This window comes from Streptomyces sp. NPDC090108, assembly GCF_044747185.1.
GTDB lineage: Bacteria > Actinomycetota > Actinomycetes > Streptomycetales > Streptomycetaceae > Streptomyces.
The window spans coordinates 592758-608599 of sequence record NZ_JBIVDQ010000004.1; the positions used below are offsets into that span (position 1 = coordinate 592758).

The following is a 15842-nucleotide window of genomic DNA, read 5'->3' on the forward strand; positions in this document are numbered from 1 at the left end:
GGTACGGTGATCGTTCCCGTGCGAGCCGCCGACGTCGCGCACCGTCCGCAGCCCCGGAGGGCCCGCCATGTCGACCGTCGCCGTACCGGGCGCAGCCGCCGCACCCCGCCGTGCCCGGTCCACCGACCTGCCCGTCCTGCTCGTCGCGGTCGTCTGGGGCGCGAGCTATCTGGCGGCCAAGGACGTCACCACGGCCCGCACGGTCCTCGCCGTACTGGTCCTGCGGTTCGCGCTCGCGGTGCCCGTCCTGGTCGTCGCCGCGCGGCGCTCCCTGCGCGCCCTGACCGGCGCCCAGTGGCGCGGCGCGGCCCTGCTGGGCCTGATCCTCAGCGGCATCTTCCTGCTGGAGACCTACGGCGTCGTCCACACGTCGGCCACGAACGCGGGCCTGATCATCAGCCTCACCATGGTCTTCACCCCGCTCGCCGAGACAGCCGTCACCCGCACCCGGCCCGCCCCGTCCTTCCTCGGCGCCGCCGCCCTGTCGGTGCTCGGGGTCGTCCTGCTCACCCAGGGCGGCGGCTTCACCCGGCCCTCCGCGGGCGACCTGCTGATGCTGCTCGCCGCCCTGGCGCGCACCCTGCACGTCCTCGCCATGTCCCGGATCAGGGCCGTACAGACCGCCGCACCGCTGCCGCTCACCACGGTCCAGCTGGGCACCGCCGTCGTCGTGTTCGCGGCCCTGTCGGCGGCCGGCGGGCCCACGCCGTGGGCCACCGCCGCGGGCTTCGGCGTGCGGGATTGGGCCGGACTGCTGTTCCTGTCGGCCCTGTGCACCGTGGTCGCCTTCTTCGTCCAGATGTGGGCGGTCCGCCGCAGCTCGCCGTCCCGGGTCAGCCTGCTGCTCGGCACCGAGCCGTTGTGGGCCGCCGCGGCGGGGCTGCTGCTGGGCGGCGAACGGCTCGGCGCGACCGGTCTCGCGGGCGGAGCGCTGGTTCTCGTGGGGACCGCGTGGGGGCGCCGGGCGGCGGACTGACACGCCGGATGTTCACCGGACCCGGCGGGAGACCACACATTCTTGTCGTTGACATGCCAGCCTCTACGCGCGTCATGATGACGGCATGAGATTCCCCCCACGCGCATCTCGCATCGGCGCCGCCGCGGCGCTCCTGTCCGCCCTCCTCGTCGGCGGCACCCTCTCCGCCGGCGCGGCGGACGCCGCCGCCACGTCCGTCGGCAGCATCTGCGCCGGCTCCCTCCCCTCGCAGGCGCACGACACCCTGGACCTCATCGACCAGGGCGGCCCCTTCCCGTACCCGCAGGACGGCGTCGTCTTCGAGAACCGCGAGCAGGTCCTGCCCGCGCAGTCCACCGGCTACTACCACGAGTACACGGTGAAGACCCCCGGTTCCTCCACGCGCGGCGCCCGGCGCATCGTCACGGGCGAGGAGAGCCAGGAGGACTACTACACCTCCGACCACTACGTCACGTTCGACCTGATCGACTTCGGCTGCTGAGCCGGCCCGGCGGGTCCTGAGGCACCGCCACACCGCCGCCCCGGGAACGGGAGGCCGCGCTCACCGGCCCGGCCTCCCACCCCCACCCCGGGGCCGCGGACGGCGCCTGCGACAACCCCGCGTCCCGCGCGCCGGACACCCCCCATGCCGCGCACGGCGCGCTCGGCGAGCACCGCGTCCCGCGCCGGACGCCCCCCAAGGCCGCGGACGGCGCCTGCGGCGAGCGCGCGTTCCCAGGCGCCGGACACCTCCTGGCCGGGGACATCGCGTCCGGCGAGCACCGCGCCCCGCGCGCGCCGGGCCACCCAAAGTCCACGGTCGTGCGACTTTGGTCGCCGATCGCCCGCACAGTGCCGGAGCGGGCGCCGATCGTGCGTAGATTTGCCGAATGTGAGCAATGACGAACCGGCCCGGGCGCCGCAGGATCTCGCGGGCCGCCGGTGGCTGTTCCCGTCCGCCCTCGTCCACGACCTGGACCCCGACACCGCCCCCGCGGGCCGCCGCCCCCGGCGCACCGCCCGCGACTGGCTGGTCGACCTCACCTGCTTCCTGCTCGCCGTGGGCCTCGGATTCGTGGCCGCGCGGGCCCTGCGCGACGAACCCGGCCTGCCCCACTCCCTCGCCGTCCTCGACGTGGTGCTCGGCGCCGTCGCCTGCGCGGCGGTCTGGCTGCGGCGCCGGTGGCCGGTCGGGCTCGCCGTCGCGATGGTCGTGGCCGGCTTCGCGTCCGACACCGCGGGCGGCGCGGTGATGGTCGCCCTGTTCACCCTCGCCGTGCACCGGCCCTTCCGGTACGTCGCCTGGATCGGCGGGATCGACATCGCGCTGATCCCGGTCTTCTACTGGCTGCGGCCCGACCCCGACCTGCCGTACGCCGGGATCGTCGCCTTCTCGGTGCTGCTCACGGTCACCGTCATCGGCTGGGGCATGGTGGTCCGCTCCAAGCGGCAGCTCATGCTCAGCCTGCGCGACCGCGCCCGCCAGGCGGAGAGCGAGGCACGGCTGCGCGCCGAACAGGCACAGCGGCTCGCCCGCGAGGCCATCGCACGGGAGATGCACGACGTGCTGGCCCACCGGCTCACCCTGCTCAGCGTGCACGCCGGAGCCCTGGAGTTCCGGCCGGACGCGCCCCGGGAGGAGATCGTGCGCGCCGCCGGGGTCATCCGGGAGAGCGCCCACGAGGCGCTCCAGGACCTGCGGGAGATCATCGGCGTGCTGCGCACCGGAGAGGCGGACGACGCGGCCGGCAGCCGTCCGCAGCCGACCCTCGCCGCCGTGGACGCCCTGGTCGCCGAGTGCCGCGAGGCCGGAATGAAGGTCACCCTCGACCACCGGGTCACCGACCCCGCGGACGTCCCCGTCTCCGTCGGCCGCACCGCCTACCGCATCGCCCAGGAGGCCCTGACCAACGCCCGCAAGCACGCCCCCGGCACCGAGGTCCTCCTCGGCCTCGCCGGCACCCCCGCCGACGGTCTCACCGTCACCGTCACCAACGCCGCTCCCGAGGCAGAGGCCCCACCCGTCCCCGGCTCCGGCCAGGGCCTGATCGGCCTGACCGAACGCGCGCACCTCGCCGGCGGCCGGCTGGTGCACGGCCCCACGACGGACGGCGGCTTCGAGGTACGGGGATGGCTGCCGTGGGGCGCCGGCTGAAGGCCGCCCGCGCCGGAGGCCGGGGTGTCCGGTGCGCGGACGTGATTTCGTGAGCCCATGACTGCGACGCCGATCAGACTCCTCCTCGTCGACGACGACCCCCTGGTGCGGGCCGGGCTCGCGCTGATGATCGGCGGGGCCGGGGACATCGAGATCGTCGGCGAGGCCGCCGACGGGGACGAGGCCGAGACGGTGGCCGCGCGGACCGGGCCGGACGTCGTGCTCATGGATCTCCGGATGCCGGCCGTGGACGGCATCACGGCCACCCGGCGGCTGCGTGCGCTGCCGGACGCCCCGGAGGTGGTGGTCCTCACCACCTTCCACGCCGACGAGCAGGTCCTGCACGCGCTGCGCGCGGGCGCCGCCGGGTTCGTGCTCAAGGACACCCCGCCCGCCGAGATCGTCGACGCGGTCCGCCGGGTCGCCGCGGGGGAGCCGGTGCTTTCGCCCGCCGTCACCCGCCAGCTCATGCGGCACGCGGCCGGCACCGCCGCGGACTCCCGCCAGGCACGCGCGCGTGCGCGGCTCGCCCGGCTCAACGAACGCGAGCGGGAGGTCGCCGTCGCCGTGGGCCGGGGCCTGGCCAACGCGCAGATCGCCGCCGAGCTGTTCATGAGCGTGCCCACCGTCAAGACCCATGTCTCCCGCATCCTCGCCAAGCTGGACCTCGGCAACCGCGTCCAGATCGCCCTGCTCGCCTACGACGGGGGATACCTGGAGGACGGACGCCGGGAGGACTCACCGGGGGACGGACGCGGAGACACGCCGGAGGCCGGGCACTGAGCGGACGCCTCGGACGTTGACCGGTCACCGGGGCGCGCCCGGCAGGCCTCGGGGGAGTCCGGAAGGGGAGCGATGGACAGGCCAACTGTGATCGACCTGGGGGAGTACGGCGACGAGTTCCGCCGGGACCCCCATCCGGTGTACGCCCTCCTGCGCGAGCGGGGCCCCGTGCACCGGGTCCGGATGCCGGGGATCGACCAGCACCGCGAGACCTGGCTGGTCGTGGGGTACGAGGAGGCCCGCGCCGCTCTCGCCGACCCGCGGCTGGCCAAGGACGGCGGCAGGATCGGCCTGAGGTTCCTGGACGAGGAGCTGATCGGCAAGAACCTCCTGGTCACCGACCCGCCGCAGCACACCCGCCTGCGCTCGCTGGTCACCCGCGCCTTCACCGCGCGCCGGATGGAGCGGCTGCGCCCGCGGATCCAGCGCATCACCGACGACCTGCTGGACGAGATGATCCCGCGCGGCCGCGCCGACCTCATCGACGCCCTCGCCTACCCGCTGCCCCTCACCGTGATCTGCGAACTCCTCGGCGTCCCCGACATGGACCGCGCCGAGTTCCGCAAGATCACCACCGAGGTGGTCGCGCCCACCAGCGAGCAGGCGGAGTACGACGCCGTCGTCCGCTTCGGCGAGTACCTCACCGAGCTGATCGAGGACAAGCGGTGCGCGGGCCCGACCGACGACCTGCTCAGCGACCTGATCCGCACCACGGCCGAGGACGGCGACCGGCTCTCCCCGACGGAGCTGCGCGGCATGGCCTACCTGCTGCTCATCGCCGGACACGAGACCACCGTCAACCTCATCGGCAACGGCGTCCTGGCCCTCCTCACCCACCCCGGCCAGCTCGCCGCCCTGCGCGCCGACATGGACCTCCTCGACGGTGCCGTCGAGGAGATGCTGCGCTACGAGGGACCGGTGGAGACCGCCACGTACCGCTTCGCCGCCGAGCCGCTGGAGATCGCCGGCACGGCCATCGGACAGGGCGAACCCGTGCTCATCGGCCTCAGCGCGGCCCAGCGCGACGGCGGCCGCTACGCCGAGCCGGACCGCTTCGACATCCGCCGCGACACCCGCGGCCACCTCGCCTTCGGACACGGCATCCACTACTGCCTGGGCGCTCCGCTGGCCCGCCTGGAGGGCCGTACCGCCATCGGCAGCCTCCTGGCCCGCGCTCCCGGCCTCGCCCTGGACCCCGCCCCGGGCGAGTGGCTCCCGGGCATGCTGATGAGAGGGGTGCGCACGCTGCCGGTCCGCTGGTGAGCGGCGGCCATGAGGCTTGGGCCGCCAGCCGCCAGCCGCCAGCCGCCAGCCGCCAGCCGTCAGCGGTCAGCCGTCAGCGGTCAGCGGTCAGCGGTCAGCGGTCAGCGGTCAGGCGTCAGAGGTCAGCGGTCAGGCGTCAGAGGTCAGCGGTGAGCGCGGGCGTGGAGGGCCGCGGGTGAACGGGCGGAGCGTGGAGCGCCGGAGCGCATTCCGGGCGCCCGCCTCCCCGGCCGCTCCCTACGGCGTCAGCAACCGGTCCGGGACCTCCGTCAGCCGGACCTGCCGGCGCTCGCGCCGCGAGATCTCGCAGGCCTCGGCCACCCGCAGCGCCTGGAGGGCCTCGCGACCGTCGCACGGGTTGGCCCGCTCACCGCGCACGACCTCGACGAAGGCGCACAGCTCGGCCTCGTAGGCGGGGCCGAACCGCTCCAGGAAGCCGCTCCACGGCTTGTCGGCGGGCGGGGGGCCCGTCGGCTCGGTGGAGGCCAGCGGGGTGCGGTCGTCGAGGCCGACCACCACCGTGTCCCGCTCACCGGCCAGTTCCATGCGGACGTCGTACCCGGCCCCGTTCAGCCGGGTCGCGGTCGCCGTCGCGAGGGTGCCGTCGGACAGGGTGAGCACGGCGGCCCCGGTGTCCACGTCACCGTGTTCGCGGAACATCGCGGGCCCGGCGTCCGAGCCGGTCGCGTACACGTCCATCACCTCGCGGCCCGTCACCCAGCGCAGCACGTCGAAATCATGGATCAGGGTGTCGCGGAACAGGCCGCCGGACAGCGGCAGCCACTCCGGCGGGGGAGGGGACTGGTCGCAGGTCATGGCCCGCACGGTGTGCAGCCGGCCGAGCCGCCCCGAGCGCACGGCCTCCCGGGCGCCCGCGTAGCCCGCGTCGAAGCGCCGCTGGAAGCCCATCTGCAGCACGGTGCCGGCCGATTCCACCTCGGCGAGCGCGTGCAGCGTGCCCGGCAGGTCGAGGGCGATCGGCTTCTCGCAGAAGACGGGTAAGCCCGAGCGGGCCGCCCGGCCGATCAGTTCGGCGTGCGCGGAGGTCGCGGTGGTGATCACCACCGCGTCCACGCCCCACCTGAAGATCTCGTCCACACTCGGCGCGGCCGTCTCGCCCAGCCGGTTCGCCACCGCCTGCGCGCGTGCCGGATCCGTGTCCGTGAGGATCAGTGATCCGACCTCCCGATGGCGGCTCAGCGTGTTCGCGTGAATGGTGCCGATGCGGCCCGTACCGATGACCCCGATGCGCATGGGAACAACCTGAGGGCCGACCCGCCACGCTGTCAATCCGCATGTCCTGACAATCGGACTACACAACTTCCCGTCAACCGGGCGCCGGACTACGCTCGGGCCCGTGCCGAAACCAGAAGTGGACCCGACCGTCTCGCTGGAGCTGCGTGTGGACCGCGGTTCCCCGGTGCCGCTGTACTTCCAGCTCTCCCAGCAGCTGGAGTCCGCCATCGAGCACGGTGTCCTCACTCCCGGCAGCCTGCTGGGCAACGAGATCGAGCTGGCCGCCCGGCTCGGTCTGTCCCGGCCCACCGTCCGCCAGGCCATCCAGACGCTGGTCGACAAGGGTCTGCTGGTCCGCCGCCGGGGCGTCGGCACCCAGGTCGTGCACAGCCAGGTCAAGCGCCCGCTGGAGCTCAGCAGCCTCTACGACGACCTGGAGGCGGCCGGCCAGCGGCCGACGACCAAGGTCCTGGTCAACACCGTCGTCCCGGCCCCGGCCGAGGTGGCCGCCGCGCTCGGCGTCCCCGAGGGCGCCGACGTGCACCGCGTCGAGCGGCTGCGCCTCGCGCGCGGCGAGCCGATCGCCTACCTGATCAACCACCTGCCGTCCGGCCTGCTCGACCTGGACACCGGCCGGCTGGAGGCCACCGGCCTGTACCGGCTGATGCGCTCCGCCGGCATCACCCTGCACAGCGCCCGCCAGTCGATCGGCGCGCGCGGCGCCACCGCGGCGGAGGCCGAGAGGCTTGCCGAGCCGGAGGGCGCCCCGCTGCTCACCATGCAACGCGTCACATTCGACGACACCGGCCGGGCGGTCGAACTCGGCGACCACACCTACCGTCCGGCCCGCTACTCCTTCGAATTCCAGCTGCTCGTACGGCCCTGAGGGGGCCGTCCACGTTCGTCATAATGTCAGGACAATGTGACCGGTTTGGGTTCCCCGGGCATATCGCGGGTGTTTACCGTGTTCGATACTGAAGTGTTTGGGGCAGGTGAGCCCGCCGGCGCGGCGCGCCGTGTGCTCGCCCGCCCCTTGCGCCTGTAGGAGCACAAAGTCAGAGCACGGCAAGAAGGGCAACGCCTCGTGGCACGGTTTCGGACCTGGGTAGGCATCGCGGTGGCAGGGGCGCTCGGCCTCTCCCTCGCCGGCTGCAGCAGCACCGGCGGCAAGCGGGCCGAGGACGCCCGCAAGGCTGCCGCCGCCCAGGGCAGGTCGGCGGTGAACACGCCCCGCTGGACCTTCGCGATGATCACCCACTCGGGAGACGGCGACACCTTCTGGGACATCGTGCAGAGCGGCGCCAAGCAGGCCGCCGTCAAGGACAACATCAACTTCCTGTACTCGCACGACGACGAGGCCCAGCAGCAGGCCCAGCTGGTCGACGCGGCGGTCGACAAGAAGGTCGACGGCATCATCGTGACCCTCGCCAAGCCGGACGCCATGAAGGCCGCGGTGGCGCGGGCCGAGAAGGCGGGCATCCCGGTGGTCACGGTGAACTCGGGCTCCGAGGAGTCCAAGGCCTTCGGCGCCCTCACCCACATCGGCCAGGACGAGACCATCGCCGGCGAGGCCGTGGGCGACGAGCTGAACAAGCGGGGCAGGAAGAACGCCCTGTGCGTCCTGCACGAGCAGGGCAACGTCGGCCACGAGCAGCGCTGCGACGGCGTGGCGAAGACCTTCCACGGCAAGCTGCGCAAGCTCTACGTCAACGGCACGAACATGCCCGACACGCAGTCCGCCATCGAGGCCAAGCTCCAGGCCGACAAGTCCCTGGACGCGGTCGTCACCCTCGGCGCGCCCTACGCCGACACCGCCGTGAAGGCGAAGGCGGACGCCGGCAGCAAGGCCGAGATCGACACCTTCGACCTCAACGCCCAGGTGGCCGCGGAACTGAAGAACGGCACCCTCGGCTTCGCCGTGGACCAGCAGCCGTACCTCCAGGGCTACCAGGCCGTCGACCTGCTGTGGCTGTACAAGTACAACGGCGACGTCCTCGGCGGCGGCAAGCCGGTCCTCACCGGCCCGCAGATCATCACCAAGGACCAGGCGTCCGCGCTGGCGGAGTACACCGAGCGGGGCACCCGATGAGCACCACGACCGACGAACGGGGCGCGGCCGGCCCGCCGGGCGCCCTGCCGGACAAGACATCCGACGAAAGGATTCTGCAGACCTCGCCGCTGCGGAAGCTGCTCGCCCGCCCCGAGCTCGGCTCGGTCGTCGGCGCGATCGCCGTCTTCGTCTTCTTCGCCGTCATGGCCGACGGGTTCCTGCACCCGGCGAGCCTCGCCACGGTCCTGTACGCCTCCTCGGTCATCGGGATCATGGCCGTGCCCGTGGCCCTGCTGATGATCGGCGGAGAGTTCGACCTCTCCTCGGGCGTCCTCGTGACGTCCTCCGCGCTGATCTCCTCGATGTTCAGCTACCAGATGACGGCCAACACCTGGGTCGGCGCCGGCGTCTCGCTGCTGTTCACCCTGGCCATCGGCGCCTTCAACGGGTTCATGCTCACCCGGACCAAGCTGCCCAGCTTCATCATCACGCTGGGCACGTTCCTGATGCTGAACGGCATGAACCTCGGCTTCACCAAGCTGATCGACGGCACGGTCTCCACCAAGACCATCGCCGACATGGAGGGCTTCCCCAGCGCCCACGCCGTCTTCGCCTCGACCCTCACCGTCGGCGGCGTCGACTTCAAGGTCACCATCCTGTGGTGGCTCGGCCTCGTCGCCGTGGCCTCCTGGATCCTGCTGCGCACCCGCGTCGGCAACTGGATCTTCGCGGTCGGCGGCAACCAGGACGCGGCCCGCGCGGTCGGCGTCCCGGTCGCCAAGACCAAGATCGGCCTCTACATGGCCGTGGCGCTCGGCGCCTGGATCTCCGGCCAGCACCTGCTGTTCTCCTTCGACGCCGTCCAGTCCGGCGAGGGCGTCGGCAACGACATGATCTACATCATCGCGGCCGTCATCGGCGGCTGCCTGATCACCGGCGGCTACGGCAGCGCCATCGGCTCGGCGGTCGGCGCGCTCATCTTCGGCATGACCAGCAAGGGCATCGTCTTCGCCGAGTGGAACCCCGACTGGTTCAAGTTCTTCCTGGGAGCGATGCTGCTCCTCGCGACCCTGCTCAACCTCTGGGTCCGCAAGCGCGCGGAGGCCGCGAAATGAACGAGAGCGCCGAGACCAACCCGCCGGCCGGCTCCGCGAACGCGGCCCGCACGCCGCTGGTCGAGCTGACCGACGTGAGCAAGTACTACGGCAACGTCCGCGCCCTGGAGGGCGTGAGCCTGGAGGTCCACGCGGGGGAGATCACCTGCGTCCTCGGCGACAACGGCGCGGGCAAGTCGACGCTGATCAAGACCGTCGCCGGTCTGCACCAGCACGACGGCGGCACCCTGCGCGTCGAGGGCGAGGAGACCCGGCTCTCCTCCCCGCGCCAGGCCCTGGATCTGGGGATCGCCACGGTCTACCAGGACCTCGCCGTGGTGCCCCTGATGCCGGTCTGGCGCAACTTCTTCCTCGGCTCCGAGCCCCGCAGGGGCGCGGGTCCGTTCAAGCGCCTGGACGTCGACCTCATGCGCCGCACCACCCACGCCGAGCTGCTGCGCATGGGCATCGACCTGCGCGACGTCGACCAGCCCATCGGCACCCTGTCCGGCGGCGAGCGCCAGTGCGTGGCCATCGCCCGCGCCGTGTACTTCGGCGCCAAGGTCCTCGTCCTGGACGAGCCCACGGCCGCACTGGGTGTGAAGCAGTCCGGTGTGGTCCTCAAATATGTGGCCGCAGCACGGGACAACGGCCTCGGCGTCGTACTGATCACCCACAACCCGCACCACGCCTACCTGGTGGGAGACCGTTTCGTCCTCCTCCGGCGCGGCACCATGGTGGGCAACCACACACGCGACGAGATCACCCTGGACGAGCTGACCAAGCAGATGGCCGGCGGAGCCGATCTGGACGCGCTGGTCCACGAACTCCAGCGGAACTGAAGCAGACTGAAGGAACACGGGGACGGGCCATGGCCGGGCGTCCGCGCGGCCCGGCCGCCCGGACGCGGCCGGCGCACCGGCACCCGCCGCCGGCCGGGCGCCCCGCGCCCCGTCCCGCGACGCACCGGCCCTCCCGGTGAGGCAGAATCGACCAACGATGAGCACCTACCGCGACCTCACCGCCCCCATCGGCTCCCGCCGGGCCCCCGTCCTCCGCACGGTCGGCACCCGGGAGCGCCGCTCCCACCTGACCGCACCCCGCGTGCCGACGGTCGGGATCGACATCGGCGGCACCAAGGTCATGGCGGGCGTCGTGGACGCCGACGGCAACATCCTGGAGAAGCTCCGCGCGGAGACCCCGGACAAGTCCAAGAGCCCCCAGGTCGTCGAGGACACCATCGTCGAACTGGTCCTGGACCTCTCCGACCGCCACGACGTGCACGCGGTGGGCATCGGCGCGGCCGGCTGGGTCGACGCCGACCGCAACCGCGTCCTGTTCGCCCCCCACCTGTCCTGGCGCAACGAACCCCTGCGGGACCGCCTCTCCGGCCGCCTGTCCGTGCCGGTCCTCGTGGACAACGACGCCAACACCGCCGCCTGGGCGGAGTGGCGCTTCGGCGCCGGGCGCGGCGAGGACCACCTGGTCATGATCACGCTCGGCACCGGCATCGGCGGCGCCATCCTGGAGGACGGCCAGGTCAAGCGCGGCAAGTTCGGCGTGGCCGGCGAGTTCGGCCACATGCAGGTCGTGCCCGGCGGCCACCGCTGCCCGTGCGGCAACCGCGGCTGCTGGGAGCAGTACAGCTCCGGCAACGCGCTCGTCCGCGAGGCCCGGGAACTGGCCGCCGCCGACTCCCCGGTCGCCTACGGCATCATCGAGCACGTCAAGGGCCACATCGGCGACATCACCGGCCCCATGATCACCGAGCTGGCGCGCGAGGGCGACGCCATGTGCATCGAGCTGCTCCAGGACATCGGCCAGTGGCTCGGCGTCGGCATCGCCAACCTCGCCGCCGCCCTCGACCCCTCCTGCTTCGTCATCGGCGGCGGCGTCAGCGCAGCCGACGACCTGCTCATCGGCCCCGCCCGGGACGCCTTCAAGCGCCACCTCACCGGCCGCGGCTACCGCCCCGAAGCCCGCATCACCCGCGCCCAGCTCGGCCCCGAGGCCGGCATGGTCGGCGCGGCCGACCTCGCCAGGCTGGTCGCCCGCCGCTTCCGGCGCGCCCGGCGGCGCCGCGTGGAGCGCCACGAGCGGTACGAGCGCTACGCGCAGTCCCGCCGCGACCAGGACACCGCATGAGCGCGTCGCTGCCCCACCAGGCCGACCCCCCGGACGAGCCCCGCCGGCCGCCCGAGGACCCGCGCCACAAGGCGAAACGCAGGGCGCTGACCCTGCTGATCATCGTCCTGCTCATCGGTGTCCCGGCCGGCTACCTGGTGATCTCCGCCAACCAGAGCCGCAACAGCGGCAAGGACAAGGAAGCCAAGTACTCGGCCACCGGCCTCACCTCCGGCTGGCCCTCGAAGGTCCAGCGCCGCCTGTACCAGGTGACGGTCCCGCACCCCGCCGACCGCGTCGCCTACTACGAGACCAACAACTGGAAGACCAGCCGCCTGTACGTGCAGTTCCGCACCAACGACGCCGGCCTGGACAGCTTCCTCGGCACCATGGGCCTGCGCTCCGACCAGCTCGTGAAGAACCACATCACCATCGGCCCCCGGGACCGCAAGGTCTCCGGCTGGGACTTCGGCGGCCCCGGCCCCTGGGCCGGCGTCACCCGCAGGCAGAAGAACCCGGCGCCCACCCAGGACGTGGTCGTGAACACGTCCGACCCGAAATACCCGATGGTGTACGTCGTCTCCCGCACCGTCCCGTAGGCCATGGACCCTGCCTCCCCGGTCCGCGGCCTGATGCGGGACCGGAGGGTCTTCACTGGCCCCGGACGCTCCCCGGACCGGCCGTGACCAGCGCCGGAGCCGATTGTCAGACCCCGCCCGTACAGTCGAAGACGTCCGATCCGACGCACGGGCGGGAGGTGGCAGGGCGTATGAGCGACGGCACGGCCGCGGTGGCCGGGCGCATGGCGGGCTCCGGACGGACCGGGAGCCCCCTCCCGGCACGCCTCGCCTGCGTGTACCTGCCCGCCCCGCTCCCGCGCGAGGGCCGTGTCGCCTTCTGGGACCCCGACGCGGGCCCCCTCCCCGCCGCCACCGGCACCACCGCCGAAGCCGCCGAGCTGACCGTCGTACGGCGCCAGGGCGCGACCGCGCGCCGCCGCCAGGTGCCCGCGCTGATCCTCCCGCTCGCCGACGCCCTGCCGTCGCTGGCCGGGGCCCGCCGCGACCCGTCCGCCCACCCCGCCACCGCCTGCTGGGGCGCCGCCGCGCTGCACGCCCTGCGGCTCGTCGCCCGCGGCCGCCTGCTGCCCGGCCTCACCCCGGACGGGCACGACGCCTGGCGGGCCGGACCGCTGGAACCCGAAGACCTCGCCCACCTGCGCGCGGTGGCCGCCGCCCTGCCCCCGGAGGGCCACGCCGTCCCCCTGCCCGGACCCGGCCCGCTCCGGCTGCCTGAGCCGGAAGCCCTGGTCCGCTCCTTCCTGGACGCCGTCGCCGACACCCTGCCCCGCACCCCGGCCGCCCCGCACGCCTCCGGCGGCCCCTTCGCCGCCCGCGCCCCCCAGCGGCTGCCCCACGCCCAGGACTGGGCGGCCGAGGTGGCCGCCGGCATGGACGCGGGCGTGCGCGTCTCGCTGCGCCTGGACCTGTCCGCCCACGACGTCTTCGACTCCGGCGCATCGGAGGAGGCCCGGGGCGTGCGCTCCGCCGGGGCCGCGATCGTGCAGGTGCACAGCCTCGCCGACCCGACGCTCGTCACCGACGCGGCGGCCCTGTGGGCCGGGGAGGCCGACGCCGCCTTCGGACCACGCGCCCGTGTGGACGCCGCCCTCGCCGTCCGGCGCGCCGCCCGCGTCTGGCCGCCCCTGGACCGGCTCGCCGAGCAGGACGTCCCCGACGTCCTCGCCCTGTCCGAGGAGGAGGCCGTCGACCTGCTCGGCGTGGCCGCCTCCCGGCTCGCCGCCGCCGGGGTCGCCGTGCACTGGCCGAAGGACCTCGCCCGCGACCTCACGGCCACCGCGGTCCTCCGCCCCGCCCCCGGCTCGGCGACCGACGGCACCGGGTTCTTCGAGAGCCAGGACCTGCTCCAGTTCCGCTGGCAGCTCGCCCTCGGCGGCGACCCCCTCACCGAGGGCGAGATGGACGCCCTCGCCGAGGCCCACCGGCCGGTCGTACGGCTCCGCGACCGCTGGGTGACGGTCGACCCCGCCCTGGTCCGCAAGGCCCGCAAACGCGAACTCGGCCTGCTCGACCCCGTCGACGCGCTGTCCGTCGCGCTCACCGGCACCGCCGAGGTCGACGGGGAGACCGTCGAGGCCGTCCCCGCCGGCGCGCTCGCCGCCCTGCGCGACCGCCTCACCGCCGGTCTCGCCCCCGCCGAACCGCCCGCCGGTCTCGCCGCCACCCTCCGCGACTACCAGCTCCGCGGCCTCGCCTGGCTCGACCTCATGACCTCCCTCGGGCTCGGCGGCTGCCTCGCCGACGACATGGGCCTCGGCAAGACGATCACGCTGATCGCGCTGCACCTGAAGCGGGCCCGCACCGCGCCCACCCTGGTGGTCTGCCCCGCCTCCCTCCTCGGCAACTGGCAGCGCGAGATCACCCGCTTCGCACCCGGCGTCCCCGTCCGCCGCTTCCACGGCCCCGAACGCAGCCTGGACGGCCTGGACGGCGGCTTCGTCCTCACCACGTACGGCACGATGCGCTCCGCCGCCGCCCGGCTCGCCGAACAGCCCTGGGGCATGGTCGTCGCCGACGAGGCCCAGCACGTGAAGAACCCGTACTCCGCGACCGCCAAGGCACTGCGCACCATCCCGGCACCCGCGCGCGTGGCCCTCACCGGCACCCCGGTGGAGAACAACCTCTCCGAACTGTGGGCCCTGCTCGACTGGACCACCCCCGGCCTCCTCGGCCCCCTCAAGTCCTTCCGCGCCCGCCACGCGCGCGCGGTCGAGAACAGCGAGAACGACGACAACGGGGAGGCGGCGGCCCGGCTCGCCCGCCTCGTGCGACCCTTCCTGCTGCGCCGCAAGAAGTCCGACCCCGGGATCGTCCCCGAGCTGCCGCCCAAGACCGAGACCGACCACCCCGTCCCGCTCACCCGGGAACAGGCCGCGCTCTACGAGGCCGTCGTGCGCGAGTCGATGGCGGCCATCGAGACCGCCCAGGGCATGGCCCGCCGGGGCCTCGTCCTCAAGCTGCTCGGCGCCCTGAAGCAGATCTGCGACCATCCCGCGCTCTACCTCAAGGAGGATCCGCAGCAGCCCGCCCCGCGCGGTACGACCGCCACGGCCCTGCGCTCCGGGAAGCTCGCCCTCCTCGACGAGCTGCTCGACACCGTGCTGGCCGAGGACGGCTCGGCACTGGTCTTCACCCAGTACGTCGGCATGGCGCGCCTCATCACCGCGCACCTGGGCGCCCGCGCGGTCCCGGTGGAGCTCCTCCACGGCGGCACCCCCGTCGCCGAGCGCGAGCGCATGGTGGACCGCTTCCAGAGCGGGGAGACCCCGCTGCTGGTCCTGTCCCTCAAGGCCGCCGGCACCGGCCTGAACCTCACCCGCGCGGGCCACGTCGTCCACTTCGACCGCTGGTGGAACCCGGCCGTCGAGGAACAGGCCACCGACCGCGCCTACCGCATCGGCCAGACCCAGCCCGTCCAGGTCCACCGTCTGATCACCGAGGGCACCGTCGAGGACCGCATCGCCGAGATGCTCGCCTCCAAGCGCGCCCTCGCCGACGCCGTCCTCGGCTCCGGCGAAGCGGCCCTCACCGAGCTCACCGACCGCGATCTGTCCGACCTCGTCTCCCTGCGGAGGACCCCGTGACCCCCACGGAACACCGCCCCGGCGACGCGGCCCGCCGCGCCCTGAGGGAAGCACGCGAACGAGCGAGCGCGCAGCGCGAGGCGTCTGCCCGCCGGCAGCCCCCGCCCTCCCGCCCCACGGACACCCCTGATTCCGAGCAGCCCCCCGGCCCGGCAACCACCTTCGACCCGAGCGACCCGGCCGGCCCGCTGAGGGACGCCGGCTCCGACCCGAGCGACCCTGCTGGCCCGCTGAGGGACGCCGGCGCCGACCCGAGCGACCCGGCTGGCCCGCTGCGAGTCGCCGCCTCCGACACGGGCGGCACCGCCGTCTCGCCCCGGGGCACCGGCTCCGACCCGATCGGCATCGCCGGAGCACTGCGGGACGCCGGCTTCGGCGCCGGAACCGCCGGACCGCCTCGTGACACGGACTCCGGCGCGGAAGGCCGCCGCGGCGGCGCGGCTGCCGTCCCGGCGGCGCCCGCCCAGGACGTGGCGGAACCGGACGCGCCCGCGTCGTCGGCCGCCCCGAGCTCCGAC

13 protein-coding genes are annotated in these 15842 nt (G+C 73.8%); 12 read left to right on the top strand and 1 reads right to left on the bottom strand.

Features of this window, described 5'->3' with window-relative positions; genetic code table 11:
• The first annotated feature begins 67 nt into the window (after positions 1–67).
• The 5 genes from ACIPRD_RS17430 (at position 68) to ACIPRD_RS17450 (ending at position 5156) form a co-directional block, all read left to right on the top strand.
• A complete protein-coding gene (locus ACIPRD_RS17430; protein WP_401563903.1) occupies positions 68–976 on the top strand; it encodes a DMT family transporter in 909 nt (302 codons plus the stop codon).
• 85 nt (positions 977–1061) lie between these two features.
• Positions 1062–1457 (top strand): ribonuclease domain-containing protein, encoded by a 396-nt coding sequence (locus ACIPRD_RS17435; protein WP_356399575.1) that lies wholly within the window; start codon positions 1062–1064, stop codon positions 1455–1457.
• 390 nt (positions 1458–1847) lie between these two features.
• Positions 1848–3110, top strand: coding sequence for a histidine kinase (locus ACIPRD_RS17440; protein WP_401563906.1), 1263 nt, complete (start codon positions 1848–1850; stop codon positions 3108–3110).
• A 57-nt stretch (positions 3111–3167) separates the two neighbouring features.
• Entirely contained in the window at positions 3168–3893 is a 726-nt protein-coding gene (locus tag ACIPRD_RS17445) for a response regulator (RefSeq protein ID WP_401563909.1), read from the top strand.
• A gap of 72 nt (positions 3894–3965) precedes the next feature.
• A complete protein-coding gene (locus ACIPRD_RS17450) occupies positions 3966–5156 on the top strand; it encodes a cytochrome P450 (protein ID WP_401563912.1) in 1191 nt (396 codons plus the stop codon).
• Positions 5157–5393: 237 nt separating this feature from the next.
• Here the strand turns inward: ACIPRD_RS17450 and ACIPRD_RS17455 are convergent, their stop codons facing one another.
• Positions 5394–6410, bottom strand: a complete 1017-nt coding sequence (locus tag ACIPRD_RS17455) for a Gfo/Idh/MocA family oxidoreductase (RefSeq protein ID WP_401563915.1) — start codon at positions 6408–6410, stop codon at positions 5394–5396.
• Positions 6411–6528: 118 nt separating this feature from the next.
• Between ACIPRD_RS17455 and ACIPRD_RS17460 the strand changes: the two genes are divergently transcribed.
• The 7 genes from ACIPRD_RS17460 to ACIPRD_RS17490 all read left to right on the top strand — a co-directional run bounded on the left by ACIPRD_RS17460 (position 6529) and on the right by ACIPRD_RS17490 (position 15324).
• On the top strand, positions 6529–7278 hold the full coding sequence (locus ACIPRD_RS17460; protein WP_356399829.1) for a GntR family transcriptional regulator: 750 nt from the start codon (positions 6529–6531) through the stop codon (positions 7276–7278).
• 198 nt (positions 7279–7476) lie between these two features.
• Positions 7477–8481 (top strand): sugar ABC transporter substrate-binding protein, encoded by a 1005-nt coding sequence (locus ACIPRD_RS17465; RefSeq protein WP_356399565.1) that lies wholly within the window; start codon positions 7477–7479, stop codon positions 8479–8481.
• Positions 8478–9557 carry an ABC transporter permease gene (locus tag ACIPRD_RS17470; RefSeq protein ID WP_356399563.1) on the top strand — a complete coding sequence of 360 codons (1080 nt, stop codon included), beginning with the start codon at positions 8478–8480 and terminating at the stop codon, positions 9555–9557. Before ACIPRD_RS17465 ends, ACIPRD_RS17470 begins: the two co-directional genes overlap by 4 nt.
• Positions 9554–10378, top strand: a complete 825-nt coding sequence (locus tag ACIPRD_RS17475) for an ATP-binding cassette domain-containing protein (RefSeq protein WP_356399561.1) — start codon at positions 9554–9556, stop codon at positions 10376–10378. Before ACIPRD_RS17470 ends, ACIPRD_RS17475 begins: the two co-directional genes overlap by 4 nt.
• 157 nt (positions 10379–10535) lie before the next feature.
• Positions 10536–11681, top strand: a complete 1146-nt coding sequence (locus ACIPRD_RS17480; protein ID WP_356399559.1) for an ROK family glucokinase — start codon at positions 10536–10538, stop codon at positions 11679–11681.
• Complete coding sequence (locus ACIPRD_RS17485; RefSeq protein WP_401563920.1) at positions 11678–12259, top strand: sugar kinase; 582 nt, start codon at positions 11678–11680, stop codon at positions 12257–12259. The genes ACIPRD_RS17480 and ACIPRD_RS17485 overlap by 4 nt, the downstream gene beginning before the upstream one ends.
• Positions 12260–12429: 170 nt before the next feature.
• Positions 12430–15324: a DEAD/DEAH box helicase gene (locus ACIPRD_RS17490; RefSeq protein WP_401563922.1), complete on the top strand. Its 2895-nt coding sequence runs from the start codon at positions 12430–12432 to the stop codon at positions 15322–15324.
• Positions 15325–15842: the final 518 nt, after the last annotated feature.